At 69.9% G+C, this 25819-nt stretch carries 25 protein-coding genes, 1 other RNA gene and 1 pseudogene; 15 read left to right on the top strand and 12 right to left on the bottom strand.

The window, feature by feature from the left end; genetic code table 11:
* Positions 1 to 88 precede the first annotated feature (88 nt).
* Positions 89 to 709: an antibiotic biosynthesis monooxygenase gene (locus tag AC3WRT_RS14780; protein WP_492723152.1), complete on the bottom strand. Its 621-nt coding sequence runs from the start codon at positions 707 to 709 to the stop codon at positions 89 to 91.
* A 176-nt stretch (positions 710 to 885) separates the two neighbouring features.
* Here AC3WRT_RS14780 and AC3WRT_RS14775 point away from each other — a divergent pair, with 176 nt between their 5' ends.
* The 7 genes from AC3WRT_RS14775 to AC3WRT_RS14745 all read left to right on the top strand — a co-directional run bounded on the left by AC3WRT_RS14775 (position 886) and on the right by AC3WRT_RS14745 (position 6186).
* Positions 886 to 1119, top strand: a complete 234-nt coding sequence (locus AC3WRT_RS14775) for a hypothetical protein (RefSeq protein ID WP_492723150.1) — start codon at positions 886 to 888, stop codon at positions 1117 to 1119.
* Between the two features lie 90 nt (positions 1120 to 1209).
* Complete coding sequence (locus AC3WRT_RS14770; protein WP_492723148.1) at positions 1210 to 1800, top strand: carboxymuconolactone decarboxylase family protein; 591 nt, start codon at positions 1210 to 1212, stop codon at positions 1798 to 1800.
* Between the two features lie 142 nt (positions 1801 to 1942).
* Entirely contained in the window at positions 1943 to 2827 is an 885-nt protein-coding gene (locus tag AC3WRT_RS14765; RefSeq protein WP_492723146.1) for a Nif3-like dinuclear metal center hexameric protein, read from the top strand.
* Entirely contained in the window at positions 2755 to 3564 is an 810-nt protein-coding gene (locus tag AC3WRT_RS14760) for a zinc ribbon domain-containing protein (RefSeq protein ID WP_492723144.1), read from the top strand. Before AC3WRT_RS14765 ends, AC3WRT_RS14760 begins: the two co-directional genes overlap by 73 nt.
* A gap of 7 nt (positions 3565 to 3571) precedes the next feature.
* Positions 3572 to 4570, top strand: coding sequence for a reverse transcriptase-like protein (locus AC3WRT_RS14755; protein ID WP_492723142.1), 999 nt, complete (start codon positions 3572 to 3574; stop codon positions 4568 to 4570).
* A 24-nt stretch (positions 4571 to 4594) separates the two neighbouring features.
* Positions 4595 to 5008: a rhodanese-like domain-containing protein gene (locus tag AC3WRT_RS14750; RefSeq protein ID WP_492723140.1), complete on the top strand. Its 414-nt coding sequence runs from the start codon at positions 4595 to 4597 to the stop codon at positions 5006 to 5008.
* Positions 5005 to 6186: an O-succinylhomoserine sulfhydrylase gene (locus AC3WRT_RS14745; protein WP_492723138.1), complete on the top strand. Its 1182-nt coding sequence runs from the start codon at positions 5005 to 5007 to the stop codon at positions 6184 to 6186. Before AC3WRT_RS14750 ends, AC3WRT_RS14745 begins: the two co-directional genes overlap by 4 nt.
* A gap of 127 nt (positions 6187 to 6313) precedes the next feature.
* Here the strand turns inward: AC3WRT_RS14745 and AC3WRT_RS14740 are convergent, their stop codons facing one another.
* Both AC3WRT_RS14740 and AC3WRT_RS14735 read right to left on the bottom strand, forming a co-directional pair.
* Positions 6314 to 7408, bottom strand: coding sequence for an SLC13 family permease (locus AC3WRT_RS14740; RefSeq protein WP_492723136.1), 1095 nt, complete (start codon positions 7406 to 7408; stop codon positions 6314 to 6316).
* A gap of 1 nt (position 7409) precedes the next feature.
* The gene (locus tag AC3WRT_RS14735) at positions 7410 to 8159 is read right to left on the bottom strand and encodes a YaaA family protein (RefSeq protein ID WP_492723134.1); all 750 of its coding nucleotides are present in this window, start codon (positions 8157 to 8159) and stop codon (positions 7410 to 7412) included.
* A 125-nt stretch (positions 8160 to 8284) separates the two neighbouring features.
* Here AC3WRT_RS14735 and AC3WRT_RS14730 point away from each other — a divergent pair, with 125 nt between their 5' ends.
* Positions 8285 to 9721, top strand: a complete 1437-nt coding sequence (locus tag AC3WRT_RS14730) for an RNB domain-containing ribonuclease (RefSeq protein WP_492723132.1) — start codon at positions 8285 to 8287, stop codon at positions 9719 to 9721.
* A 122-nt stretch (positions 9722 to 9843) separates the two neighbouring features.
* Here AC3WRT_RS14730 and AC3WRT_RS14725 read toward each other — a convergent pair whose 3' ends face one another.
* On the bottom strand, positions 9844 to 10617 hold the full coding sequence (locus AC3WRT_RS14725; RefSeq protein WP_492723130.1) for a hypothetical protein: 774 nt from the start codon (positions 10615 to 10617) through the stop codon (positions 9844 to 9846).
* 173 nt (positions 10618 to 10790) lie between these two features.
* Between AC3WRT_RS14725 and AC3WRT_RS14720 the strand changes: the two genes are divergently transcribed.
* The 3 genes from AC3WRT_RS14720 to AC3WRT_RS14710 all read left to right on the top strand — a co-directional run bounded on the left by AC3WRT_RS14720 (position 10791) and on the right by AC3WRT_RS14710 (position 13624).
* Positions 10791 to 12428 carry a peptide chain release factor 3 gene (locus AC3WRT_RS14720; RefSeq protein WP_492723128.1) on the top strand — a complete coding sequence of 546 codons (1638 nt, stop codon included), beginning with the start codon at positions 10791 to 10793 and terminating at the stop codon, positions 12426 to 12428.
* Between the two features lie 22 nt (positions 12429 to 12450).
* On the top strand, positions 12451 to 13179 hold the full coding sequence (locus AC3WRT_RS14715; RefSeq protein WP_492723126.1) for a spermidine synthase: 729 nt from the start codon (positions 12451 to 12453) through the stop codon (positions 13177 to 13179).
* Positions 13180 to 13264: 85 nt separating this feature from the next.
* The gene (locus AC3WRT_RS14710; protein WP_492723124.1) at positions 13265 to 13624 is read left to right on the top strand and encodes an STAS domain-containing protein; all 360 of its coding nucleotides are present in this window, start codon (positions 13265 to 13267) and stop codon (positions 13622 to 13624) included.
* 28 nt (positions 13625 to 13652) lie between these two features.
* On the opposite strand, the gene AC3WRT_RS14705 is transcribed toward AC3WRT_RS14710, so the two are convergent.
* The gene (locus tag AC3WRT_RS14705; protein ID WP_492723122.1) at positions 13653 to 14051 is read right to left on the bottom strand and encodes an ATP-binding protein; all 399 of its coding nucleotides are present in this window, start codon (positions 14049 to 14051) and stop codon (positions 13653 to 13655) included.
* Positions 14052 to 14117: 66 nt separating this feature from the next.
* Between AC3WRT_RS14705 and AC3WRT_RS14700 the strand changes: the two genes are divergently transcribed.
* Both AC3WRT_RS14700 and rnpB read left to right on the top strand, forming a co-directional pair.
* Complete coding sequence (locus AC3WRT_RS14700; protein ID WP_492723120.1) at positions 14118 to 15917, top strand: SpoIIE family protein phosphatase; 1800 nt, start codon at positions 14118 to 14120, stop codon at positions 15915 to 15917.
* A 73-nt stretch (positions 15918 to 15990) separates the two neighbouring features.
* Positions 15991 to 16367, top strand: an RNA gene (gene rnpB / locus AC3WRT_RS14695) — RNase P RNA component class A.
* Between the two features lie 129 nt (positions 16368 to 16496).
* Here the strand turns inward: rnpB and AC3WRT_RS14690 are convergent.
* Positions 16497 to 17201, bottom strand: a pseudogene (locus AC3WRT_RS14690) (tyrosine-type recombinase/integrase); the annotation flags it as partial.
* Between the two features lie 123 nt (positions 17202 to 17324).
* Here AC3WRT_RS14690 and AC3WRT_RS14685 point away from each other — a divergent pair.
* Positions 17325 to 17852 (top strand): MBL fold metallo-hydrolase, encoded by a 528-nt coding sequence (locus AC3WRT_RS14685; RefSeq protein ID WP_492723173.1) that lies wholly within the window; start codon positions 17325 to 17327, stop codon positions 17850 to 17852.
* Between the two features lie 135 nt (positions 17853 to 17987).
* Here the strand turns inward: AC3WRT_RS14685 and AC3WRT_RS14680 are convergent, their stop codons facing one another.
* The 6 genes from AC3WRT_RS14680 to AC3WRT_RS14655 all read right to left on the bottom strand — a co-directional run bounded on the left by AC3WRT_RS14680 (position 17988) and on the right by AC3WRT_RS14655 (position 22961).
* A complete protein-coding gene (locus tag AC3WRT_RS14680; protein ID WP_492723118.1) occupies positions 17988 to 18197 on the bottom strand; it encodes a DUF6582 domain-containing protein in 210 nt (69 codons plus the stop codon).
* 282 nt (positions 18198 to 18479) lie between these two features.
* Positions 18480 to 18968 (bottom strand): SRPBCC family protein, encoded by a 489-nt coding sequence (locus AC3WRT_RS14675; protein ID WP_492723116.1) that lies wholly within the window; start codon positions 18966 to 18968, stop codon positions 18480 to 18482.
* A 5-nt stretch (positions 18969 to 18973) separates the two neighbouring features.
* Positions 18974 to 19348, bottom strand: a complete 375-nt coding sequence (locus AC3WRT_RS14670; RefSeq protein WP_492723114.1) for an ArsR/SmtB family transcription factor — start codon at positions 19346 to 19348, stop codon at positions 18974 to 18976.
* Between the two features lie 145 nt (positions 19349 to 19493).
* A complete protein-coding gene (locus AC3WRT_RS14665; RefSeq protein WP_492723112.1) occupies positions 19494 to 20600 on the bottom strand; it encodes a class I SAM-dependent methyltransferase in 1107 nt (368 codons plus the stop codon).
* Positions 20525 to 21052 (bottom strand): nuclear transport factor 2 family protein, encoded by a 528-nt coding sequence (locus tag AC3WRT_RS14660; protein WP_492723110.1) that lies wholly within the window; start codon positions 21050 to 21052, stop codon positions 20525 to 20527. The genes AC3WRT_RS14665 and AC3WRT_RS14660 overlap by 76 nt, the downstream gene beginning before the upstream one ends.
* 475 nt (positions 21053 to 21527) lie before the next feature.
* Complete coding sequence (locus AC3WRT_RS14655; RefSeq protein WP_492723108.1) at positions 21528 to 22961, bottom strand: sialidase family protein; 1434 nt, start codon at positions 22959 to 22961, stop codon at positions 21528 to 21530.
* Positions 22962 to 23776: 815 nt separating this feature from the next.
* Here AC3WRT_RS14655 and AC3WRT_RS14650 point away from each other — a divergent pair.
* Positions 23777 to 25567 (top strand): immune inhibitor A domain-containing protein, encoded by a 1791-nt coding sequence (locus AC3WRT_RS14650; protein WP_492723106.1) that lies wholly within the window; start codon positions 23777 to 23779, stop codon positions 25565 to 25567.
* Positions 25568 to 25819: the final 252 nt, after the last annotated feature.

Genomic DNA, 25819 nt, shown 5'->3' with positions numbered 1-25819 from the left:
AAGGCACCCACCCATGCAAGGCGCAGGTCAGGGGCTGGCGTGGTGAGGCACGCCGGGCCGGGCGCGGACCGACGGCCGACCGTTCGGCTCAGACGAGCTCGGGCACGTCGAGGTGGGCCAGGACGAGCTCGAACTCGGCAACGTCGACGATGCGCATACCGGTCTCCTGCACCATGTCGGCCCGCAGGCCCATGGCTGTGTCGGCCCCCTGGGCCATCGACTCGGTCGAGTCGTAGGTCGCGGTCACGCAGCTCCGTCCTCTCGACCGGTCGATGAGCAGGCTGGCGCTGCAGAAGCCGTCCAGCTTCTCGATACGAGGCATGAGGCTCGTCTTGAAGATCTCGACGATGCGGTCGATCGCCGCCGGGTCGGCCTCGGCCCACGTGACGCGGGCGCAGGCGCCGTCGGTGGCGCGGTGGTCGCGGTGCAGGTAGGCGACCGCCCACTCATCGACCGTCACGTCGCCGCCGAGCTGCTCGGCGGCGCGGGCGCGGATCGGCGTGACGGTGTCGGCCGATTCGCGAAGGGCCTCCTCCGACTCCCACGCCGTGGTCACGATGCAGCGACCGCTGGAGCGGTCGGCGAGCAGGGAGATGCCGACGCAACCGGCCATATCTCTGACCTGCGGCATCACCACGTCACGCACGTGCTGGATGCCGGCGTCGATCATCGTGGGCTTGCCGAGAACAGTCGTGGATCGTGCGTACACGGCCCATCTCCTCCGGGTCGGGGCGGCGCCCTCGCGGCACCGCCGCGTCTCTCAGAGTCCTCCCGGCTCCCGATGGAGGCAACAGGCAAACCGGTCAGCTGCCCAGCCGGCTTCGCCGGCCGGCGCAGGGACGGAGGCAGTCGAACAGACGTTCGATGATGCGCCACACTGGTGTCATGGCTGGCGGATCAGGACGGGGGCACCAACACCCTGTCCCGCCGGTGCCGCCGAGTCGTCGGCACTGCTGGGTCCGTGGTGGGCCGGACGCCCCGGGCCCACACCCCGGCATCGTCCTCGAGTGGCAGCAGCGTGATGGGTCATGGTTCGCGCTCGTGGCCTACGTCATCGAAGCCGATCGCGTCCTCGTCCAGCAGTGGCTCTCGGCCCGGCTGCTCACGAAGGTCGGCTGAGGAGCGGCCGCCGACCCGGCAGCCCACCATGGGCAGCTCCAAGGCGCCGTGGCCCTTCTCAGTGGACAGCCTGAGGGCCACACTGGGCAGGTGTTCATCACACCCGTGAGCGAGGACGAGGCCCAAGGCGACCTCGCCGAGTACTACCGGGGTCAACGCGCCGCGTGGGGATTCCTGCCCAACTACGCCGGAGCCTTCTCCAGCCGCCCCGACGTCGCACGGGCCTGGAACGCGCTCAACACGACCATCCGAGACGGCATGGACCGGCGTCGCTTCGAGATCGCCACCATCGCCGCCGCCAGGGCCTTGAGATCCACGTACTGCACCGCGGCACACTCGAAGTTCTTGCGCGATGTCTGCGGCGACGAAGCCACGATGCAGTCCATCACCGCGCAGCCCGACGGAGCCGCGCTCGACCCCCAGGACCAGGCGGTGTACGAGTTCGCCGCCAAGGTGGCGGCCGACGCCGCGTCGGTAGACGTGCAGGACGTGGACCGACTGCGAACGGCCGGACTCACCGACGACGAGATCGCCGACGTCGTCTTCGCTGCATCCGCTCGATGCTTCTTCACCGCGGTTCTGGACGGGCTCGGTGCCCAGCTCGACGTGCAGACCGCGGAGACCTTCCCTCGAGAGCTCCTGGACTCCATGGTCGTCGGCCGGCCGGTGGCCGGGCGGTGAGCTGCTCCACCTCGGCCGACGCGCCACGCTGACCGGTCGGGCGCTGCGCCGCGGGCGCGCAGCGGTGGTGTCGGTACGGTGGGTTCATGGTCAGGCTTCCCCAGGTAGTGCTGGTTCCGCAGTCTCAGCGCAGGTCAGGAAGGTGACCGACTCGCACCTCGAGCTGCGTGACGTCGTCGCGGCCCTCGAGTCCCTCTACCCCCTGCAGACCGCGGCCGAGTGGGACCGTGTCGGCCTCGTCTCGGGTGACCTCGACCAGCCCGTGCGCCGGGTCCTCTTCGCGCTCGACCCGACGCTGGCCGTGATCGAAGAGGCCCGCAGGTGGGGCGCGGACCTGCTCGTCACCCACCACCCCCTGCTGCTGCGGGGAGTCCACTCCGTCGCGACGACGTCCGCCAAGGGTGCGTCGGTCACGGCTCTGGTGCGTGCGGGGGTCGCGCTGTGGGTCGGTCACACCAACGCCGACGTCGCCGACCCCGGCGTCTCGACGGTCCTCGCCGATGCCCTGGGCCTGGCGGACCAGCATCCGCTGTCGAACGAGGGACCCCAGCCGATCGGGCGCGTCGGTGTGCTCGGCTCCCCGATGACCCTCGCGGAGTTCGCCGAGGTCGTGGCCGTCGCCCTGCCCGACACGGCCGGCGGGATCCGCGTCAGCGGTGACCCGGAGGCGATCGTGTCGAGCGTCGCCGTCATGGGCGGCTCGGGTGACGACCGGCTCGGTGACGTGCGCGCGAGCGGGGCCGACGTCTACGTCACCGCCGACCTGCGCCACCACCCCGTCCTGGAGGCTCGCGAGGAGGCGCGGGGCGGTCCGCCCTACCTCGTCGATGCGGGGCACTGGGCCACGGAGTCGCTGTGGCTCCAGAGCGCCCGGGGGCGACTGCTGTCGGCGCTGGAGCGCCTGCCGGGAGCGACTAGGGTCGACACCAGAGTCTCAGCCATCCGCACCGAGCCGTGGACGTTCGTCGTCGGTGCGAACGCCGCGCGGGCCGACCGCGTGGCTCCCGAAACCGGAGGTGTGTCCTGAAAGCCGACCCGTCCCGCCAGTGGCGCCTGCTCGACCTGCAGGCGATCGACACCCGCCTCGACCAGATCAGGCACGCCAAGGCGACGCTCCCGCAGACGCCTGCCGTGGAGGCGGCCCGGACCGAGCTGGGTGCCCTCGAGACGCAGATCGTCAACGCCCGCACTGCTGCCGGCGACGTCCAGCGCGAGCTGACCAAGGCGGACCAGGACGTCCAGCTGGTGCGTGACCGCGCGGCCCGCAACCAGTCGCGTCTCGACGCCGGGCAGGGCAGCGCCAAGGACCTGCAGGCGCTGCAGCACGAGCTGGCCTCGCTCGCCCGGCGCCAGTCCGAGCTCGAGGAGCTCGAGCTGGAGGTCATGGAGCGCGCCGAGACACTGACTGCCCGGGTCACCGAGCTGGAGGCACGCCGGGTGGAGCTCGTGGCACGACTCGAGGCGCTCGAGGCGGAGCGCGAGTCCGCGCTGTCGACCCTGGACGCCGAGGCCGTGAAGGTCGGCTCGGGCCGGGCTGACATCGTGGCCGGCGTCGGCGAGGACCTCGTCGCGCTCTACGAGAAGATCCGTGCGAGCAGCGGCGGACTGGCCGCCGCCGAGATGCGTCACCGCCGTTGCGGCGGGTGCCGGCTCGAGCTCGGGAACGTCGACCTCGACAGGATCCGCACGGCGCCGGAGGACGAGGTGGTGCGCTGTGAGGAGTGCCGTCGCATCATGATCCGCACGGGCGAGTCCGGTCTGTGAGCCGTCGGTGACGCCCGCGTCCCGAGCCTCGGGCCGCCGGCTCGTCGTCGAGGCCGATGGGGGATCACGGGGCAATCCCGGAGTCGCTGGCTACGGCGCCCTGGTGCGTGACCCCGCGACCGGGCGCGTCCTCGTCGAGCTCGCGGAGCCGCTCGGCAGGGCCAGCAACAACGTCGCGGAGTACTCTGGCCTGCTCGCCGGGCTGCGCGCCGTCCTCGACCTCGACCCCGGCGCCACCGTCCGGGTCAAGATGGACTCCAAGCTCGTCGTCGAGCAGATGTCGGGCCGCTGGAAGATCAAGCACGAGGACATGCGCCGTCTGGCCCTCGAGGCACGCGACCTGTGCGCGGAGATCTCGGACGCCGGCGGCAGCGTCGACTTCGAGTGGATCCCACGTGAGAAGAACAAGGACGCCGACGCGCTCAGCAACGACGCCATGGACGGCAAGAGCGTCCACCGGATGCTCACCGGGGGCACCGCGGGCGACGACGGCGCCGACTCCATGCTCCATTCCCTTGCGGCGCAAGGATCCCCGGAAGAGGAGCCGCTGCAGGTTCCCGGACGGCCGCTGCGGCTGCTCCTCGTCCAGGCCCCGCTCGATGCTGCCGCCACCCCGCGCATCGTCGCTGCAGTGCGGCGGCTCGTCGGACCCGGCACCAGCATCGTCGGCTCCGACGACGACCTGGCGGCTCGGGTTGCCACCGAGCTCGCCGCTGCCCTCGAGGTCGAGCCGGCCACGTCGGGCGACTGGGCCGGCCAGGCAGCCGGCGAGGGGGGCGACGCGAGGGTGCTGACGGCATACCACTCGCTCCTCGGGGAGGGCGGCACCGTCGTCGCCGTCACGAGTCGTCGGGGCGTGCTGTCCGTGCTCGGGGACCTGCTCGGCACCCCGGTCGAGAGGTTCTGGGCGCTCGCCACCGCACCCGGGAGCCTGAGCGCCGTCGAGGTGTGGGAGGACGGCTCGGCGTCGGTGGCTTTCACCAATCGGACGGACCATCTCGCCTGACGGACGCTGTGCGATATTCGGGCCATGAGCTATGCCGGTGACGTGACCCCCGAGCAGGCCTGGACGGCCCTGCGTGACGAGCCGTCAGCGGTGCTCGTCGACGTGCGCACGAGGGCGGAGTGGTCCTACGTGGGACTGCCCGACCTCGACCAGATCGGCAAGGACGTCGTCCTCGTCGAGTGGCAGACCTTCCCCGACGGGCGCGTCAACGAGCGCTTCACGCACGAGCTGCACGCGGCCGGCGTGGACAAGGACGCGTCGGTCTACTTCCTCTGCCGCTCCGGCGTGCGGTCCGTGTCGGCGGCAGAGGCCGCCACCCGCGCCGGCTGGGCCCGTGCGCACAACATCGTCCACGGATTCGAGGGGCCGCACGACGTGCAGCGCCACCGCACCGTCGCCGGGTGGAAGGTCGCGGGCCTGCCGTGGGTGCAGGGATGAGCGACGCGAACAAGCGGTGGCGGCCCGACACCGTGGCGGTGCGAGGAGGCTTGTCCCGCAGCGGTTTCGACGAGACGTCGGAGGCGCTCTACCTGACCTCGGGCTTCGTCTACGAGACCGCGGAGGACGCCGAGGCGGCCTTCAAGGGTGAGGTCGACCGATTCGTCTACTCCCGCTACGGCAACCCGACGGTCGCGATGTTCGAGGAGCGCCTGCGCCAGATCGAGGGCGCGGAGGGCTGCTACGCCACGGGGACCGGCATGTCCGCCGTGTTCGTGGCGCTGGCCGCGTTGCTGGGGCAAGGCGACCGCGTCGTCTCGTCGCGCGCGCTCTTCGGCTCGTGCTTTGTCATCCTCGACGAGATCCTCCCGCGCTGGGGCGTCGAGACCGTCTTCGTCGACGGCGCCGACCTCGACCAGTGGCGTGAGGCGCTCTCCGAGCCGACGACCGCCGTCTTCTTCGAGACCCCGAGCAACCCGATGCAGGAGCTCGTCGACATCGCCGCGGTCACCGAGCTTGCGCACGCCGCCGGCGCGAAGGTCGTCGTCGACAACGTCTTCGGCACCCCGGTGTTCTCCAAGCCCCTCGACTTCGGCGCCGACATCGTCGTCTACTCCGCGACGAAGCACATCGACGGCCAGGGCCGCACGCTGGGCGGCGCCGTGCTCGGCCCGAGGGAGTTCATCGACGGGCCGGTGCAGAACCTCATGCGCCACACGGGACCGTCTATGTCGCCCTTCAACGCGTGGGTGCTCGTCAAGGGACTCGAGACGATGTCACTGCGTGTCGAGCGGATGGCCGACAGTGCCCTAGAGGTGGCGCGCTTCCTCGAGAGCCACCCTCGGGTCACGCGCGTCGTGCACCCCTTCCTGGAGTCGCACCCGCAGCACGAGCTCGCCAAGCGGCAGATGGTCGCGGGCGGGACGGTTGTGACGTTCGAGCTCGACGGCGGCAAGGAGGAGGCGTTCGCGCTGATGAACGCCCTGCAGGTCATCGACATCTCCAACAACCTCGGTGACTCCAAGTCGCTCGTCACGCATCCCGCGACGACGACGCACCGCCGCCTGGCGCCCGAGGCGCGGGCGGCGGTCGGCATCACCGACGGCGTCCTGCGCGTGTCGGTCGGGCTCGAGGACGTCCGCGACGTCATGGACGACCTGCGCCGCGGCCTGGGCTGAACCAGGCGGCCGCGCCTGTCGCGGTCAGCTGCACACCGTGTGCGGCGTGTGGCTGGCCCGATGGTGTGCGACTGGCGCCGGGACGGGCGTATGCCGTCACCGGACGGGCGTGTGCCGTCGCCCCACGTCAGGCGGTCACCGCGAGGGTCAGGGTCGCTGCCGCCACGACGGCGACTGCGCACAGCGCGCCGGTGCCGGCGATGCGTGCGGGGGCGATGGTGAGGCCGGCGGTGCGGCAGCGCGAGGCCCAGAGCAGCGTCGCCACCGAGCCCCACATCGTGACGATGGGGCCGGCGTTGACCCCGATGAGGAGGGCGGCGAGCCGGGCACGGGAGTCGGTCACGGTCGGCTCGAGAGCCAGGTAGGCGGGTAGGTTGTTGATGCCGTTCGAGGCGATGGCGCCGAGGCCGCTGACGCGCAGGAGGTCGGCCGTCGTGGTGCCGTGCCCGACGACCGTGCGCAGCCACCCCTCGAGCCCCAGGCGCAGGGCCGCGTTGATGACGAGGAACAGCACACAGATCGCGAGGACGGTGAGCCACGGCATCCGGATCCGGCGCAGCAGCTCGGGGGCCCGCCAGTAGGTCGCCGCGACGAGGATGCCCGCGGCCGGCACGGAGGCCAGCGCCGGCTGGATGCCGAGAACGAAGGCCGGCGCCAGCAGCGCGCACACCGCACCGGTGATCCGCATGAGCACCTCGTCGTGCGGCTCCGCCGGCGGGGGCGTCTCGTACGTGCTACCGAGGTCTCGGCGGTGCAGCAGCCAGAGCACCGCGACCGTCGCGAGGATCGCCACCGCGGCCGGCGCCGCCATCAGCCTGATGTAGCCGAGGGTCCCTACCCCGAGCTCGGCGAACGGGTGCAGCGCCAGCAGGTTGGTCAGGTTGGAGACCGGCAGCAGGAGAGAGGCCGTGTTGGCCAGCCACAGCGTCGTCATCGCGAAGGGGAGTGTGGGCGCACCGACCTGGCCTGCCACGGCGATGGCGACGGGGGTCAGCAGGACCGCGGTCGTGTCGAGGCTGAGCACGATGGTGCACACGACCGCGAGGGCGACGATCAGCAGCCAGAGCGCGAGGACCCGACCCCTAGCGGCGCGGGCCGCGCGGTGCGCCAGGACGTCGAAGAGTCCCGCCAGGTCGCAGATCTCGGCGACGAGGGTGATGGCGACGAGGAAGACGAGGATCGGCGCGACGCGCTCCACGAGCTGGCTGAGGTCGAGGAGCACGTCACCGCCTCGGCGTCGTGGCCAGCTGCCACGGGCGCCCGGGCCGTGGCGGGGGAGTGAGACCCACCTCGAACCGCTGCGAAAGCTGCTCTGCCAGCGCCTCCGGCGTACGCGGCGCCGCGCCCTGCACGAGCTCACGGGTCACGAGCCCGCGCGTGTGCTTGGCCATGTGCGAGGCGCCGGGGACTGTCACGTGGACCCAACGCTCGGCGCGCTCGCCCGTGGGACGCCACACGGCGGCATACGTGCTCGAGCGGCAGTCGACGAGGAGCTCGCCCGGCTTGACGGCCTCGTCCAGGGCCGCCGGCAGCTGCGTGCGCCACTCGTGCGAGAGGTAGCCGACGCCGGGCAGCGTGCTGCAGATGTTGACGCGGTAGGCCGGGACGCGGTCGCCGAGGTGCAGGGCACCGAAGAGGGCCGACACGACGACGACCCACCGGTTGGCGCGCCGCTTGGAGGCGGCGTCGAGCGAGTCGAGGTCGAGGGCCTGGTAGAGCACGCCGGTGTAGACCTGCGAGGCCGTCGCGGTGGGCGCGGTGCGCAGGCGCGTGTTGCGCTCGATGTCGGCCACCAGGTTGGGGCTCACGTCCAGTACTCGTGCGGCGTCCGGCTCGCCGCTGACCCGGGCCACCGTCTCCAGCACGGCCTCGCGCAGCGGCGTCAGCTCCGGGAAGGAGAGCGACCCGAGGTCGACCGAGCGGCCCCGCCGAGGCTGGTTCTTGCCCTCGGACGGCGGGAGCAGGATGAGCACGGGGGCCAGCCTAGGCACAGGGGCCGCGCCTGTCGCATCCCGCCGCGTGTCGCAGCGCGGGTGGCCGGGCGGATACGGCGCGTGCGCCCACCCTTCGGACGCATGCCCGTGCGTAGGGTGGCGCCATGCCTTCGCGACACATCGTCTTCCGCCCTGCCACGCAGCCCGGCGACGTGGCACGACAGCTCACGGCCCGCTTCGAGGCGGTGCGTCGCGAGTTCGAGGTTCCGGACCACTTCCCGGACGAGGCCATCGCCGAGGCGGCCGCAGCAGCGGGCGCCGCGACCCTGCCCGAACGCGATGAGACAGCAGTCCCGTTCATCACCATCGACCCCCCGACGTCGATGGACCTCGACCAGGCCATGTCGATCGAGCGACGGGGGGAGGGCTACCGCGTGCGCTACGCCATCGCCGACGTGCCCGCCTTCGTCCGCGCCGGTGGCGCGGTCGACGGGGAGGCTCGTCGCCGCGGCCAGACGGTCTACTGCCCCGACGAACGGGTGCAGCTGCACCCGCCCGAGCTCAGCGAGTCCGCGGCCAGCCTGCTGCCCGAGCAGGTCCGCCCCGCCTTCGTGTGGGACATCACGCTGGCTGGGGACGGTGAGGGGACGGCGGTCGAGGTCTACCGCGCCATGGTGCGCAGCGCGCGGCGCTACGACTACGAGCAGGTGCAGAAGGAGGTCGACGCCGGCACCGCCGAGGAGTGCCTCATGCTCCTCAAGGAGGTCGGGGAGAAGCGGGTGCTGCTCGAGCGCCGGCGCGGGGGCGCGACCCTCCCGATGCCGGAGCAGGAGGTCGAGGAGGACGAGCACGGAGACTTCCGCATCGTCTTCCGCCCGCTCGTCGCCGCGGAGGACTGGAACGCCCAGATCTCGCTGCTCACCGGGATGGGCGCCGCGAAGCTCATGCTCGATGGCAAGGTGGGAATCCTGCGCACCATGCCGCCACCGGAGCCACGTGACCTGGCGCGCTTCCGGCGGCAGGCTGCCGCGGCAGGCGTCCACTGGGCCGAGGACGTCGCATACGGCGAGTTCCTGCGCACGCTCGAGCGCACCAACCCGCGGCACCTCGCCCTCATCCACGAGGCGACGTCGCTCTTCCGCGGCGCCGGCTACACCCCTTTCGACGGCACGGTGCCGCCACAGCCGCTGCACGCGGCGGTGGCCAACCCCTACGCCCACGTCACCGCGCCGCTGCGGCGGCTCGTCGACCGCTTCGGGCTCGTCGTCTGCGAGGCGCTCTCCTCCGGCCAGCAGCTGCCGGACTGGGTCCGCGAGGCGCTGCCCACGCTTCCCGAGATCATGGCCACCTCCGACCGGCGGACCAACGGGGTCGAGCGCGCGTGCACCGACGCGGTGGAGGCCGCCGAGCTGCACCGACATCTCGGCAGCACCCTCCAGGGCGTGGTGGTCGACGAGAACGACAAGGGCATCGTCGTGCAGCTCATCGACCTGGCCGTCGTGGCAAGGGCGACCGGCAAGGCACGGGCCGGTGACACCGTCACCGTTCGCGTCGACGCGGCCGACGTGGCGACCGGCACCGTCACCCTCACCGTCGTCTGAGCTTCGCGCGCCGCTCCAGGCTGTCGTATGCCGTCGGGTGTCGCATGCGGTCGCCGGTCGTATGCGTTCGCCGGTCGTGTGCGGTCCGCCTGACGCGGGCGTGTGCGCGGCGTGGCAGGTCCTCAGGGAGCGGGCGCGCTGGCACCGGGCGCCGTCGTGCCCTCCGCAGGAGCGGACGGAGCTGACGGCGTGGGCGACGTGACCAGCCGCCCGTCCTGCGTCGTCCCGGGCTGCGTACTGCCGGGCTGCGTCGCGCTGCCAGAGACCGAGGCGGTGCCGGGCGTCGGCGGAGTGGTGGTGGTGGTGGTCGGGCTGGGCGACTCAGCCGGGCCGCTGTGCTTGGGGACGGGCCCGCTGAACGAGCCGCCGGGCGACGGGACACTACGAACCGTCGTGCGCGGCCCGATGTCGGTGCCCGTCACCGGAGCGCCGGTCGCGAGCTGCAGTCCCGTGACGACGGCCGCGGCGATGGCAAAGACGGCAGCGGCCATCAGCAGCAGCCGCCGGGTGGTCGACCGGTCCGGCCGCTGCCACCAGCCCGGACGGCGCGCAGGGTCCCTCGGCGGGGCGACTCTCTCGGTCGCGACCTGGATGCTGCCGTCGGCGAGACGGCGTGAGCGCACCACGACCACCGCTTCCCGAGCACGAGCCATCGAGTTCGTGTAGACGTTGGCAGCGATCGCGGAGATGATGCTCAGGACCGCGGCGCCGGTGATGGTTCCCACCACCCCGAGGCGGGAGCCCAGCGCTGCCGCCGTGGCAGCGGCCATCGAGCCGCCGAGCAGCTGGGTCAGGGAGAGGTCGAGCAGCTTCGCTCTGGGCCGTTCGTCTGGCTGCGCATCTGGTGCGGAGCCGGGTCGTGGGTCGGACAGGTCTTCAGCTGGCAGGTGCGTCATGTTCCCGGGTCGGTTGCGATCGTCTTCTCGGAAGACAACGAGCGGAGGCAGTCGATCGTCGTCGCGAGCCCGTCTCTGTCGCTCGCGTCGTACCCCCTCGATGGTAGCCGGGAAGGCCGATGCGGACGTTTCGGGCCACCGGTGAGAGACTCGGGGGCGATTACTGGAGGACCATGGACGCCACTGCCCTGCACGACCGCGAGCTCGCGGACCGCCGTCACCCCGACGCCACCGACCACCACGGTGGGACGGTCTCCGAGGAGGCCGCCCGACGCCGCACGTTCGCCGTGATCTCGCACCCCGACGCCGGGAAGTCCACCCTCACCGAGGCTCTCGCCCTGCACGCCCGCGCCATCGGCGAGGCCGGGGCCGTCCACGGCAAGGGCAACCGTCGCGGCGTCGTCTCCGACTGGATGGAGATGGAGAAGGACCGCGGCATCTCGATCACGTCGGCGGTGCTGCAGTTCGCGTACGACGGCACGGTGGTCAACCTGCTGGACACCCCCGGTCACGCCGACTTCTCCGAGGACACCTACCGGGTGCTCGCCGCCGTCGATGCCGCCGTCATGCTCGTCGACGCGGCCAAGGGCATCGAGCCGCAGACGTTCAAGCTCTTCGAGGTGTGCCGCGCCCGGGGCGTGCCCGTCATCACCGTGGTCAACAAGTGGGACCGGCCGGGTCTCGACGCCCTCGCCATCATGGACGAGCTGACGACCCGGATCGACCTGCACCCCATGCCGTTGACGTGGCCGGTGGGCGTCGCGGGTGATTTCCGCGGCGTGCTCGACTGTGCCAGCGGCGACTTCGTCGAGTTCACCCGCACGCCCGGTGGCGCGACCGAGGCGATCACCCGGCGGATGAGCGCCGCCGCGGCCGAGCAGACCCTCGGCTCGACGTGGACCGACGCGGTCGAGGAGTACGACCTGCTGCGGTCGTCGGGGCACGACTACGACCACGAGCTCTTCCTCTCCGGGGCCGCCTCGCCCGTGCTCTTCGGCTCGGCGGTGCTCAACTTCGGGGTGCGACAGCTGCTCGACACGCTCGTGTCGCTGGCCCCGGCTCCCGGCGCCCGCCCCGACCAGTCCGGCGCGCCGCGCGCGGTGTCCTCCCCGTTCTCGGGCTTCGTCTTCAAGATCCAGGCAGGCATGGACCGTGCCCACCGTGACCGGCTCGCGTTCGTGCGCGTCTGCTCCGGGCGCTTCACCCGCGGCATGGTCGTCACGCACGCCGAGACCGGCCGCCCCTTCGCGACGAAGTATGCGCAGAGTGTTTTCGGCCGCGAACGCTCGACGCTCGACGAGGCCTTCCCGGGCGACGTCATCGGCCTGGTCAACGCCAATGCCCTGCGCGTCGGTGACACGCTCTTCGCCGACGAGAAGGTCGTCTTCCCGCGTATCCCGCTCTTCGCCCCCGAGCACTTCGCCGTCGCACGGGCGGCCGTCGCGGGCAAGCAGAAGCAGTTCCGCCGGGGCATCGAGCAGCTCGGCGAGGAGGGGGTCGTGCAGGTCCTGAGCTCCGACCGCCGCGGCGCCCAGGCCCCGGTCCTCGCTGCCGTCGGCCCCATGCAGTTCGACGTCGCCCGGCACCGGATGGAGCACGAGTTCGGCGCTCCTATCCGGCTCGAGCAGCTGGGCTACTCCGTGGCACGGGCCGTCGCCCCGGCCGCGATGCCGACCGTTGACAGCCGCAGCGGGGCCGAGGCCCTGACCCGGGCCGACGGCCTGCACATCGCGGTCTTCACCGACAAGTGGCGCCTGGCGTCCGTCGAACGCGACCTGCCGGGCGGCTCCCTCACCCCGATCTTCGGATGAGCCGCAGCGGCCGGACGACCCGGTGAGCATACGGTTCGAGGAGATCGACTGGCAGCAGACGCCGATGGGGGAGATCAGCCTGCGCCGCCGACTGGAGCCGTCGCTGCTCATCGACGTCTACGAGGTGAAGCTCGGCGAGGAGTTCCTCATGTCGAGCCTCTTCACCGTCGCCGAGATCGAGCTGGCGCGACTGGGGCTCGCCGCCGTGGAGGGCGACCGGCTCGACGTCGTCGTCGGCGGGCTCGGACTGGGCTACACCGCCGTTGCCGCGCTCGAGGACCAGCGGGTGCGGAGCCTGACGGTCGTCGAGGCCCTCGATCCGGTCATCTCCTGGCACGAGCGGCAGCTGCTTCCGGATACCGCCCACCTTTCGAGCGACCCGCGTACCACCCTGCTCCTCGGCGACTTCTTCGCCCTGGCTCGGGAAGGGGGTGGATTCGGCGACGCGCCGGCGCTGCTGCACGCCGTGCTGCTCGACGTCGACCACACGCCGCACCACCTGCTGCACGTCAGCCACGCCGACCTCTACGGCGCCGAGGGCCTCGGACGGCTCGCGCGACGGCTGCACCCCGGAGGGGTCTTCGCGCTCTGGTCGGACGACCCGCCGGAGCCGGCGTTCACCACCCGGCTCACGAAGGTGTTCGGCACGGGAGTCGCCCACGAGGTGACGTTCGACAACCCGGTGACGCGCGGCACGTCCTCCAACACCGTCTACGTTGCGAGGAAGCACCCGGGCCCGCCAGCAGGGTGAGTCGAGCCGGCCGAGCCGGAGCCGAACGCGCGCGGTCCTTCCGCCGGGGGAGTGCAGCCCCTACGGTGAGGAGGACATTCCCAGCGTGGACGTGACAGGAGGAGCTGCCGTGGACGTCGCTGTCTCTCACAGTGGAGGCGTGACGACCGCCCGTCTGACGGGTGAGATCGACACCTACTCCGTCCCCGGCGTGCGCCACGCGTTCGAGGGGATCGGCGTGGTCCCCGACGAACGGGTCGTGGTCGACCTCCGCGACGTCTCCTTCCTGGACTCCTCGGGCTTGGGGGCCATCATCGCGCTCCACCACCGCGTCCGGGCCCAGGGCGGGCGCCTGCAGCTCGTGTGCGGGAACGTGACGATGCCCCTCGTGAGGTTGACCAGGATCGACCAGGTGATCGAGGTCGTCACGGAGCCCGACGGTCACGCCGACGTGGCCCCGGTTTGACCAGGTCGCGTCGCAGGGGTCTGACGCGTCAGGACACGAGCTTGAGGTGCACGCCCACGCGGGTCCGCTGGGGGCGCGCCTCGATGGTCAGCTGGTCGCTGAGCTGGCGGGCGATCATCAGACCCCTACCGCTGGTGGCTTGCTCGTCGACGGGGCGGACCTGCGGCATCCCCCCCGTCCCGTCCTCGTCCTCGACCGTGAAGACCAGCGAGTCGGCAGTCTCGTCGATGTGGAGCACGCCGTGTCCGCCGCCGTGGAGGATGCTGTTGACGGCCACCTCGTGCACGGCGAGCACCGCATTGTCGGCGCGATCGGGGATGCGTGCGGTCGCGATGCTGCGCACCAGCTCACGCACGAGTCGCAGGTCGCTCGGGCCGAACTCGACTCGGCCGAGCTCTCTGCCTGCGGCGACCACCGGACCTGTCACCCCTGCATGCTCCCACTTCCGGGCCATCCATGGGCGATTGGCACCCTCGGCTGTCAAGATGTCCCCATGAATGCGCCGTGGCAGACTCCGGAGGCCGACCGTTCGGTCGTCTCTCCCCGGCTGGCGGCCCTGGCCGGCATCGCTGCGCAGGTCGCCTCGGCAACGACCATGGACCAGCTCACCGAGACCATCACCGAGCGCGCCTCGGAGGTCATGGGCGCCTCGCGATCAGTGCTCGCCATTCGCGACGGGCAGACGCGTCTGCGCACCGTCGCGACGCACGGGCTGAGCCCCACGGAGGCGCAGGCGTGGGCGGAACTGGACCTGGCCGTGCCGTCGCCGCTGACGGATGCCGTCCGGCTCAACCAGGTCATCACCCTGGCCAGCCGGTGGGACTTCGTCGCGCGCTACCCGGAGCTGGACGACGGGACGGAGCGCGCGTCCGTGACCCTTCCGCTCATCTCGCGAGCGGACGAGCGGACCGTCGGAGCCTTGGGCTTCCGCTTCGACGGAAGGGTCGGGCCGGAGGACCCGGATGAGCTCTGGGTGCTCGGCGTGCTGAGCGACATCTGCGCACAGACCCTGCTGCGACTTCGGGCCGAGGCCCAGAGCGAAGCCCGGGCGGCGCGGCTGGAGTTCCTCGCCGACGCCTCGCAGGCCCTGGCGACCTCGCTCGACTACCGCCAGACGCTGCGCAAGGTGGCTTCACTCGCCGTGCCCGCCCAAGCGGACTGGTGCTCGGTGCAGATGGTCGACGACGGCGTCCTGCGCACCCTCGCCGTCGCCCACGTGGACCCGGACAAGGTGCAGCTTGCCAAGGAGCTCGAAACGCGTTGGCCGCCCGATCCCGATCGGCCTGGAGGAGCCGCCGACGTCGTGCGCACGGGCCAGAGCCTGCTCATCGAAGAAGTCACCGACGAGATGCTCGTTGCCGCTGCGCAGGACGAGGAGCACCTGCGGGTGGCGCGTGAGCTACGGCTGCACAGCGCCATGTCGGTCCCACTCACCGCCAAGGACCGGGTGCTCGGGGTCCTCAGCTTCGTGTCGGCAGAGTCCGGTCGGCGGTACACGCCCGAGGACGTCGCCTTCGCCGAGGACCTCGCGCGCCGCGCCGCCCTGGCCATCGACAACGCCGATCTGTACTCCCAGACCCGCCGCGTCGCGTCGGTGCTCCAGGCGACGCTACTGCCGCAGGACCTGCCAGAGCTCTCCGGCTGGGAGATCGGCACCGTCTACCGCCAGGCGGGGCGCACGGACGTGGGAGGCGACTACTACGACGTCAGCGGCCTGCCCGACGGGAGAGTCAGCGTCGTGCTCGGGGACGTCATGGGCCGCGGGGTGGACGCCGCCGTCGCCGGCTCGCAGATGCGCTCCGCCGCCCGGGTCCTGTCGACGCAGGACCCCGCGCCCGACGCCGTCGCCCGGGCGATGGACCGCCTGATGGCCGCGGAGCCGCCCACCCAGATGGCCTCCAGCGTCTACGCGCTTCTCGACCCGCACCACGACGACCTCGCCCTCGTGCGGGCCGGCCACCCGCCACCCCTGCTGGTGCATGCGGGTCACACCCGATACGTCACCGAGGAGGGCTCGCCCGTCCACGGCCTCGGTCTCGTCCCACGCACGGCCACCCACACGCCCTTCCTCGTCGGTGACGTGCTGCTGCTCTACACCGACGGTCTCGTCGAGCGACGCGGCGAGAGCATCGAGATCGGGCTCAAGCGTCTGGAAGCCGCCGCCGCGGAGCGGCTCACCGACATCGATGAGAGCACGCACCTCGACGACGTCCTCGCAGATGTCGCCGAGGCCGTCGCCGACCCCGACCGGCACGACGACGTCGCAGTCCTCGCCTTCCGCCGCCTCCGCTGACGGTGGTGGGGGCCGCGGCCCCCGGCGGGCGCTGGCGCGGCACACGGCATACGACCCCTATGCTGGTCACGGATGAGTCGGCCAGACGGTCGCGTCAGGACCCCGGTCCTGCCGAGGAACGTCCGGGCTCCACAGGGCAGGGTGGTGGCCAACAGCCACCCGGGGTGACCCGCGGGACAGTGCCACAGAGAACAGACCGCCGGCTGCTTCGGCAGCCGGTAAGGGTGAAACGGTGGTGTAAGAGACCACCAGCGCTCCAGGTGACTGGAGCGGCTCGGTAAACCCCACCCGGAGCAAGTCCAGACAGCGCACGCTCGAGACCGGCCCGGTCGAGTGCGCGGGTAGGACGCTCGAGCCGGCCAGCAATGGTCGGCCTAGATGGATGGCCGTCGCCGCGTCCCCGGTAACGGAGGCGCGGAACAGAACCCGGCGTATCGGCCGACTCATCCACTTTAGGCCTCTGACCTGCGGTTTTGTGTTCGGGCCCGTTAGTCCGCAAATAGTCCGCAAATTTCGGAGGACTCCGTCGACGGCAGCCCTCGTGCGCTCGTCGTTGTCGGGCCCCTGGTGGCCGTAGGTGTCACGGTTCTCGCTGGCGCTGGCGTGCCCCAGACGGGCCTGGACGGTCTTGACGGAATCGCTGTGGCGGATGAGCAGTAAGGCGTAGTAGTGCCGCAGTTCATGGAACCGGATGGCAGGGACGCCGGCCTGATTCAGAGCGCGGTTCCACTCGGTCCAGAACGCCGATCGTCGTAGCGGAGCGCCGACATTGTTGGTGAAGAGGAGCGAGCTGGACGGGTAGGTCTTCAGGTGAGCGCGTACACCGTCCGCCACAACGGTTGGCAGCGGGATGACGCGGACGCTGGCCTGGGACTTCGGCGGCCCGAAGAACGGCTCGCGGCCGTTGACGTTGATCAGCTGACGGTTGACGGTTGACGGTTGACGGTTGACGGTTGACGGTTGACGGTTGACCGTGCGCCGATCGAGATCGACGCGGTCGACGGTCAGGTCAAGGATCTCGCCTAGTCGCAGCCCGGTTCCGGCCGCGAGGATCACGAGAGCTTGGTGCGACGGGGCATCTGCTTGATGATGGCGCTCAGCTGGTCCTCGGATCGGCTGGATCTTTGGCTGGGTCACCTTGGGCAGTTTCGTGCCAGTGCAGGGGTTGGACACGATCCGGCGATCTGCGACAGCGGACTTGAGGATGCCAGACAGGATCCGGTGGGCCACGCCGAGGGGGAAGGGGCAAGGTGAGGCTGAGCTGCTTGACCCAACGCTGAACATCCGACGCCTGGATGGCACCGATCCGCATGCTGCCCAGGCCGGCCGAGATCAAGGAGCTGGGGGCGCATCAGCAACTGGGGCGGGCGACTGCGGCGGAAAGCCGCGCGCGATTGAGACGCATAGCTGCCGACGGTCGGCCATCTGCCCCGGACTCGCCACTGTGGGTGGTCGACTGATCGGGACGGGCGAGGAATCGGAAAGCGATCTTTCGATGGTGACTGTCACGCCACTGCTTGTCGCCGAGCTGCTCGCCTGCACTTCGACCACTGCGGCGGCAACCACCTCTTCACCGACAAACCGGTCTACGTCCAACGCGCGGAGCGAGACGACGCGCGGAGCGACGACGACTACACGATCCGCGAATGGGTCGAGGCTCCCGGAGTGCAGTACGTCCCCGTCGACGGCACACTAGAGCTGCTGCCGGGCATCCGGCTCGTTCCGACGCCAGGTCACACCCGAGGCTCGCAGGTCGTGGTGGTTGAGACGGGCGGCCACTCAGTCGTCATCGCCGGTGACACGGCCGTCTTCTTCGACGAGCTCGACGATCCACGCACCGAGGGTCAGCGGCTGATCCGGGCACTCGCTCCCCGCGAGGTCTGGCTCTCGCACCAGCACGAGCCGTGGCGCGCGCCGAGCGACCACGATGCCTGACGCAGGGCCTGACCGACCGCCCCATTCCGCCGGAGGCATCCGCATACCGGACCAAAACGGCCGGAACGTGGCGTGATGACGCAGCCTCAAAGGGGGTCGGCCGCCGTTGTCCGTGTGCCCGCCGAACGGGCGCGTTCAGTTGTCCTTCTTCAGGCTCGGGTACTCCTTCTCCACGGCCGCGCGGACCTTCTTCTGCTCGGCCGGACTGCCGTGCTGTGCCACCCGCGCCAGGGCATTGCGCGCATGCTCGAGATCGGGGATCGGGTACTTCTCCTGCTCGGGCAAGGCGAAGGATGACTTCTTCAGGTTCTTGCGGTTCCTGCCGCCACTCAGGTCTTTCGTCATGTAGATGACCCCTTCGCTCAGGGCAAACAACGCCTGGTGCTGTCGCCTCACTACCTACCCAGCCGGTTGGTCCGCAGGCCGGTCGTTGCCCGAGGCGTTGCTCGCGCACGCGGGGACGTGCCAGCCCGTCTAACCCCTGGGGATGTTCAGAGGGCTCTGTCGGCTCGCGGCCGGGGTGCATCCAGGACCAAGATGACCGTGTCGAGTCCCCCAAACCGAGGGCGCGAGGCGGCGCGGAGCAGCCGCCGAACGGCTCTCCAGTCGAGCCCACGAGACAAGCGCCTAGGCGGCGACGAGGCCGTCGATCTGGTTGATCGCCAAGGAGGCGCCCTCCTCGACGCCCATGTCGAGGACCTTCTGCAGCGCCTCGGCCGTGGCGTAAGTGCTCACGAAGGTGGCACGGGTGCCCCAGTCGTGCTCTGCGAAGGAGTAGACGTTCTTGCCAACGGGCAGGTCGGGGTCCTTGGTGAACTCCGCGTCGAGCGCGAAGCCGTCGTCGAAGGTGAAGCCACTCGGCTCGTCGACGGTCTCGACCTCCCAGTAGCCGTAGTGCTTGTCGCCCTCTGGGCCTGTCATGTAGTAGTTCATCCGGCCGCCGGGGACCAGGTCGTGATCGACGAAGGTGGCGGGGTATGTCGGAGGTCCCCAGACCCGCTCGAGCTGACGCGGGTTTGCGTAGACCTCCCAGATCCGCCTCGGTGGGCAGGCGAAGCCCGCGACGATGGTGAGGGTCCGGGTGTCGAGGTCGTGCGATACGTCGGTGACGGGCATGGTGCTCAGTCCTTGTGTGTGTGAGGTGGGAATGGTGTCTGCTGGTGGTGGGGCTCTGGCGTGGCGATGAGCTCATCGATCCGGGAGATGCGGCCGCGCCACAGGGACTCCAGTTCGGTGAGCATTGCTCCCACCGACCGCACCGTTGCCACGTCGCCGCTGGCCAGGGCCTCGCGCCCCTGCCGGCGCTTCGTCAGCAGGCCAGCCTTCTCCAGCACGGCGACGTGCTTCTGTACGGCGGCGAAGCTCATGTCGTAGTACGCAGCGAGCGTCGAGACGGAGTGCTCTCCCGCCAGCACCCGACGGAGGATGTCGCGCCGCGTGGGGTTGGACAGTGCGTGGAACCAGGCATCCGCTCGGTCCTCGTCAGCAATGTCCATGAGCACAACGTACAATCAAGTGGTTGTTCGTTGTCAAGAGGTGCGACGTCCTAACGCCAGCAGCGAGCGCCCTCCCGCCGAAAGGCAGCGCGACGCCCAACAAGACTCTCGGCAGTTGAGTCCATAGGTCTGAATGTCGACGCCGTCAGTTCGACGGCGCTCCGAGACGAGCAACGGCGATTCGACCGTTTGCGAGTGACCTGGCGCTGCCAGACGGGGTGTCGAGCCGAATCGTGCTCTCGAGCAGACTGACATCGCTGGTGACGACCCAGCCTCGATCCGCCAGGAGCCGGGCGATCTGTCCCTCGGACCAAAGGGACTTCCAGGGTTCACCGGCTAATGGTGAGGGTGCGCCACCGAGCCGGGAGGCCAGTCCGGCCACTCGCCGCCCAACCCGTGCCGTCAGCGAGCGCGACTGGTACTGGGCGACGAGGACGCTCCCAGCGGCAGAGATGCTGGTGACCTCGTGGAGCGTGGCTGTGACCTGCGGGCGCGAGAGGTAGGGAATGACTCCTTCCCAGACCCACGCAGTGGGCAGGAGGGGCTCGTGCCCAGCGGCGGCTAACAGCGAGCTCAACGGCTCTTGGGCCAGATCCACGGCCACGAAACGTAGGTGGCACACCGGGGAAGGGAGGTTCTCGGCACGACGGCGCAAGTCGGCTTGCGACGCAGGGTGGTCCACCGAGAACACCCGAATCCCTCGCAACGCGGGCAGTCGCCACGGCCGACCGTCGAGCCCGGCGCCGAGAAGGACGACCTGCCAGTCACCCCCCTGCTCGAGCGTCCTACTCACTGCGGTGTCGATGAGCACGGTGCGCGGTGCCATCACGTCGGCACAGGCCATGACCGATTGCACCGCCATCCGTGCGTGACCGTCTTCGGGTAGTTCATCGCTTCGCGCCAGCCGTACCGGCGCGAGCTCCGCTTCGGACAACAGCCGCTCCGCGACGGGGTCACTGAACTGCCCCACCCCAACTCGTCCCTCGGCCACGGCGCGGCCCTGACAGACGAAGACCGCCGTCCGACTCGCTTGTCCCGGTTCCACGCCCTGACCATACGGCGGGTCCTTCGTCGGCCCTCGGGAACGAGGCGACGACACCAGTTGGCCCCGCTCGCGCCGACGGTGACCTGGCCACGAGTCACGTCGCCATGCCCGCGAAGTGAACGCAGCCGTGGCTAAGCGCCGGACGGCGGCAGCACGGCAATGTGGGCTGCAAGGATTCGCCACCCTGCCTCGCCGTCGTGCGTCCATGTCCGCGTGTAGCGGAGCCGGGCCGACAGGGGTTCCCCGCCGAACGCGCCGGCGACGGTCGCCGTGACGAACGTGACGCCGGTAGTGCCGGCCAAGAGGACCTCCACGTCCTCTTCGACGAGCTCAGTGATGACCGAAAAGCCCGAGCGGTAGCCGGCCAGGTCGTCGCTCTTGGTGTGCCGCGCCCCATCGGGTCCGATGGCAACGAGGCGGTCGTCGAGCAACACGTCCAACGCTGCGACGTCGCCGGCACGCTGAGCGGCTTGGAGCGCCCGTTCTGCAAAGAGCAGACCTGCCTGCGGTCGGGTGGAGTCCCGGGAAGATCTTCCTTGATCTAGCCCCTCATCAGCTCTCGCGCCCGGCCTGCGACGGAATGCCCCGGAGGAATGGGACGCGGAGGCGGAAATCCTCGTGAAGTCGTCGCGTGGCTGATTCGACGCTGACGACTCCACGCGCGACAGTTCGAAGGAGCCTGATTCCGCGCAGCCCGAGCTCAGGCGGCAGCCCCGTCGCCGAGGCAGGGCGCGTAGTCCCAAGGACCAGGCCCTGAAGCTGGTGCAGCAGGCAAGTCCCGCCGCGAGGCGACGCGCTGCCTGAAACGGCGCATCTCCGACGCCCGGTAACGCCAGCTCCGCGCCGACGCACCAAGGGCGTAGACGCGGGTCGGGAGGGCACCGCGTGGCGGCACTTCAGTCCAGCGCGGCCGCTTGTACCCGCACACCGGCACTTCGGATCGGCCACTTCCCGGACCCGTACCGACGACGCTACCGAGGGGACGACGACGGAAGACCGCCATCTCCAGACCCCTCGAACGCGCCTCTTGACATCAGAGGGGTGCCGCCGAGGCGCAGTCTCGTCAGCCGACTCCGGGCCACCCGCCTGCCAGACGTACCGCCCTGCGGCTGAGGGAGTTGTGTCGCTTCCGGCTCAGTAGCCGGCGCCGAAATCGGCGCGGGGCACCGTGGCCAGTACCTGCTGCTGGTAGTAGATCGGGCCTTGCTCGTCTGCGGTTACCGTCGAGGGGTAGTGGGTTGATACGGATAGCGCGTAGATGTTGTGCGCGGAAACGGCGAGGCCGAAGTAGTCGCCGATGAACCCGTCGCCTGTCTGGCATGGGTCTGTGGCTCCGGCGCAGGGGTACTGGGGAAGGCCGCCCAGGTGCTGGCCGGGTTGTTCTGGATCCCAGGTGTACTTGGAGATCCGTACGTTCCTGCCGACGGGTGCGGCGCCGTTGCCGCTGTCCTTGTATGCCTGCAGCGAGGTGTCGATGCAGAAGTTCGTCCGACCGACGTCTGCCGGAAGGATGCTGGGGTCAGTCGGGCAGGCGTTGCGTCGGTCGTAGAACCCGACGGCGACGGCGCCATCGGGGCCGGCTGCGACCGACGGCTGGAGCTGGTCAGTGGGCACGCCAGCAGCGTCAGTGTTGTCGTTGACCAGGACCGGGGTGCTCCACGTGACGCCGCCGTTGGTGGACTGAGTGAGCTTCACATCGGCCTGGCCCGCTGCCGAGTCCCAGTCCTCGTAGGTGAGGTAGAGGTGGTTGGCGTAGGTAGGGCTGGCAGCCAAGTTCGCGGGTATGCCGCTGCGGAAGCGTGTGTGGGCGTAGACCTCGCCGGGTGGGAGAGTCACCGTCTCGATCGGGACGAACGTGCTGAAGGTCCGGCCATCATCGCTGGACCGGGCGACGTACATGGTCGACGGGCCGCCGTTCGGTGGGAACGAGACCACTGAGACGTAGAGGGTGCCGGCCGCGTCGATCTCGGGGTACACGTAGGTCACGCCGGGCCCGACCTGGCTGGGCGCGCTGATGGTGACCGCCCTGTCGAAGAGCTGACCGCGGTCACGCGAAACGGCGATCTTCACCTTGATCGATGAGCCGTTGAACACGGCCCAGGCCGCGTAGACGTGGTCCTGGAACGCGTTGCCGAGGATGTGGTTGACCGCAACCCACTGCTTGTCCTCGACGTGGCCCGCTTGTCGTGCTGAGGCGTTGTTTGGCGGCTCGAGGGGTACACCGCCGTTGCCCTTGGTCCAGTGCCGGCCCAGATCGTCGCTGTAGGACATGTCGATCTCGCCGTCGGGGTGGAGCTTGGTGGCGTCGAAGTAGGAGTTGAACGGGAGCATGGTCTGGTAGACGCGACCTTGGGTGTCGAAATCCGCGTTGGGGTCGGTCGAGTCGGTCCAGCTCGGTGGCATGGCCTGCGTGCCTGTTGAGACACAGTCGTAGCCTTGGACCTGGTTGTTGCCTGACGGCGTCCCGGCCGGCAGCTGGTAGGCGCCGACATAGAACATGTAGAAGGTCGAGTACTTGTCGAAGAAGAACTTCGAGGCACCGACCAGGTCCTCGGTCCTAGGTTTCACAGCGAGCCAGGACTCGGAGTGGTTCGCGTTGAACGGACCCTCCCGGCAGCTGCCCGCTACAGGAACCCGGGATCCCGGGGGCACGGGGTAGCCCCCGCCCGTCGTCGGAGAGCTGGCGACGACATTGGTGAACGGCACACTCGAACCCCAACCGCTGCTCGGCGGGGCAGCCGATGCGCCCCCGGTCGTCAAGAGCAGTGGAGCCGCCAACAAGGCTGCGACGGTCCATACCTGAATCCGCTTCATGTCTCCTCCGGCCCCAGAGGCAGCGCACAGCGCCGATGTTCACCCTCTACCAAGCCGATCGTCCTCCCCAAGCGGGCAAAGCTCAATGGAATCGAAGACCCGCAACCCGGGAACGCTCCGCGCCGAAGGAACACGCATTCGCGCCGAAGTCACAAATATCCGGCGGCGGTGTGACGCTGCGTCCGCGGGTCCCAGGACGCTTCATGTGTCTGCGGAAGCTAAGTGGTCCTCGATCATGCCCGCTCGCGAGTCATGCAGGCCATTTCTTCCGATTCCCACCGAGAGCCCCCAAGTAGATGCCATGCCCAGCCCCGAGGCCGAGGACTCGCTGACGAGTCGGTCAGTGGCGCCCGCCCTCGTCAAGCGCTCCGTCATGTCGCTCGGCTGTCCCGAGGACCGCTATAGCCCGGGACGGCGACACGCCGTCGGAAATGTTCTGTTCCAGAGGCTCTGTGCCGACATCCGTGCCATAGGCTCCCCGACACCGCCCCCGGGCGGTCGACGCGCCGGACGCCGCCGGCGCGTACGCATGAGACAGGTCCCGCAACGACGCGGGACGGAGGAGAGATATGCGCAACATCAGATCTCGAGTCGTGGTGGTCTCGGCTCTTGCCGCCGCCACGGCGCTGTGCCCGGCCATCACGGCCAGTGCGACGCCCGACACTACTCCCAGTGCGGCAGCCGACGCCGACGGCGCCGCCATCGAGCGGGTGGACGACCGACCCGACTCCCAGGACGCCGAGCGCCGAGCGGGCATCGAGGAGGCTGTCGCCAAGGTCGTCCGCGGCGAGGCCACGCCCGTCACCAAGGGCGGTGGCAAGGCCGTTCAGGTCTCGCCGGGTCAGTGGGCCCAGTACGGCCTGCAGTCGACGGACAGCATCCTGACCTTCCTCGTCGACTTCGGCGAGCAGAAGGATGCCCGCTACCCGACTGCACCAACGGGACCGGTGCACAACAACATCCCGGAGCCCGACCGGATGAAGGACAACTCGACCTACTGGGTCGACAACTTCGACCGCAACCACTTCCAGGACATGTTCTTCGGTGGCGGCGAGTCGATGTCGAGCGTCTACAGCGAGATGTCGAGCGGCCGCTACACCGTCACGGGCGACACCTCCGACTGGGTCAAGGTGCCCTACAACGAGGCCAGCTACGGCCAGACGGAAAACGCCACCGACATGCGGCGGTTCATCCAGGACAGCGCCAACGCCTGGTACGCGCAACAGAAGGCCAAGGGCAAGTCCGACGCCGAGATCACCGCCTACCTGCAGTCCTTCGACAAGTGGGACCGCTACGACTACGACAAGGACGGCAACTTCAACGAGCCCGACGGCTACATCGACCACTTCCAGGCGGTGCACGCAGGTGAGGGCGAAGAGGCCGGCGCACCGGAGTGGACCATCTGGTCCCACCGCTGGTCCGTCAACCAGACGCGCAACGGCGGCCCGGACTGGAACCGCAACGGCGGCATCCAGGTCGGTAACACCGCGTTCTGGATCCGCGACTACACGACCGAGCCGGAGAACGGTGGGCTGGGCGTCTTCGCGCACGAGTTCGGCCACGACCTCGGCCTGCCCGACCTCTACGACACCGGCGGCGGCGAGAACGGCACCGGCTTCTGGACGCTGATGAGCTCCGGCTCGTGGCTGGGCCACGGCACCGGTGACATCGGCACGACGCCCAACCACATGGGCGCCTGGGAGAAGCTGCAGCTCGGCTGGCTCGACTACACCACGGTCGCCCACGACCAGAAGGCCGCGCTGATGCTCGGCCCGTCGATGCACGCGACGAAGAAGGAGCAGGCCCTCATCGTCACCCTGCCCAAGGACGCCGCGGGCAAGGACCGCTTCTACATCGCCGAGAACCGGCAGTACGCCGGCTACGACGCGACGCTGAAGACGGGGCCGTACAACTTCGGCTGGTCGCTGACGTCGCCCGACCGGGTGGAGCACTTCCCATACCAGGACGGCCTGCTCGTCAGCTACTGGAACACCGCCGTGTCCAACAACAACACGAAGGCCCACCCGGGCACCGGTCGGGTCCTGCCTGTCGATGCCCGACCGGACTCGCTGCGTTGGAGTGACGACACCGTGGCCCGCAACCGGATCCAGTCGTTCGACTCGACGTTCGGTGTCGACGCGACGGACCCGATCTCGCTGAACCGCGAGACGGCGGGTGGCCTGACGACGCTGCAGGTCCCGGCGCAGGCGCCGGCACCGGTCTTCGACGACAGCGACCCCAACCGCTACTACGACACGGCGAACCCCGGCGGCAGCGTCAAGGTGGCGGGCGTCGGCGTCACGATCAAGGTCGTGCAGAGCAACGGCACCGGCAAGATGACGGTAAGGGTCAACAGCTAACCGTCCTGACTACCCGGCGTCGGCCAGACCGCCTAGACCGCCAAGATCCGCCCGCGCGCACCTCACCAGCCGACAGCAGGAGCCCATGCGAGTCGACTGGACAACATCATCGTCCGGCTTGCCCGCACGGTCTTCCACACGACCGACTACTACGACGGCGACAAGCTGTTCACCGTGCACGACGGCATGAGGGCGATGACCCCGATGCTCCTGGTCATGGCCCTCATGCCGTCGTGCACGGTGAACAGCTTG

This window comes from Terrabacter sp. FW104-15G4B, assembly GCF_058790095.1.
This window is presented reverse-complemented; position numbering and strand designations above follow the sequence as displayed.

Excerpts from the sequence above, each read along its gene's own strand:
- AC3WRT_RS14665 (WP_492723112.1), bottom strand. The coding sequence starts at position 20,600 with ATGGACGCACGACGGCGAGGCAGGGTGGCGAATCCTTGCAGCCCACAT.
- AC3WRT_RS14675 (WP_492723116.1), bottom strand. The coding sequence starts at position 18,968 with ATGCCCGTCACCGACGTATCGCACGACCTCGACACCCGGACCCTCACC.
- AC3WRT_RS14775 (WP_492723150.1), top strand. The coding sequence starts at position 886 with ATGGCTGGCGGATCAGGACGGGGGCACCAACACCCTGTCCCGCCGGTG.
- AC3WRT_RS14720 (WP_492723128.1), top strand. The coding sequence starts at position 10,791 with ATGGACGCCACTGCCCTGCACGACCGCGAGCTCGCGGACCGCCGTCAC.
- AC3WRT_RS14725 (WP_492723130.1), bottom strand. The coding sequence starts at position 10,617 with ATGACGCACCTGCCAGCTGAAGACCTGTCCGACCCACGACCCGGCTCC.
- AC3WRT_RS14670 (WP_492723114.1), bottom strand. The coding sequence starts at position 19,348 with ATGGACATTGCTGACGAGGACCGAGCGGATGCCTGGTTCCACGCACTG.
- AC3WRT_RS14650 (WP_492723106.1), top strand. The coding sequence starts at position 23,777 with ATGCGCAACATCAGATCTCGAGTCGTGGTGGTCTCGGCTCTTGCCGCC.
- AC3WRT_RS14750 (WP_492723140.1), top strand. The coding sequence starts at position 4,595 with ATGAGCTATGCCGGTGACGTGACCCCCGAGCAGGCCTGGACGGCCCTG.
- AC3WRT_RS14700 (WP_492723120.1), top strand. The coding sequence starts at position 14,118 with ATGAATGCGCCGTGGCAGACTCCGGAGGCCGACCGTTCGGTCGTCTCT.
- AC3WRT_RS14730 (WP_492723132.1), top strand. The coding sequence starts at position 8,285 with ATGCCTTCGCGACACATCGTCTTCCGCCCTGCCACGCAGCCCGGCGAC.
- AC3WRT_RS14680 (WP_492723118.1), bottom strand. The coding sequence starts at position 18,197 with ATGACGAAAGACCTGAGTGGCGGCAGGAACCGCAAGAACCTGAAGAAG.
- AC3WRT_RS14745 (WP_492723138.1), top strand. The coding sequence starts at position 5,005 with ATGAGCGACGCGAACAAGCGGTGGCGGCCCGACACCGTGGCGGTGCGA.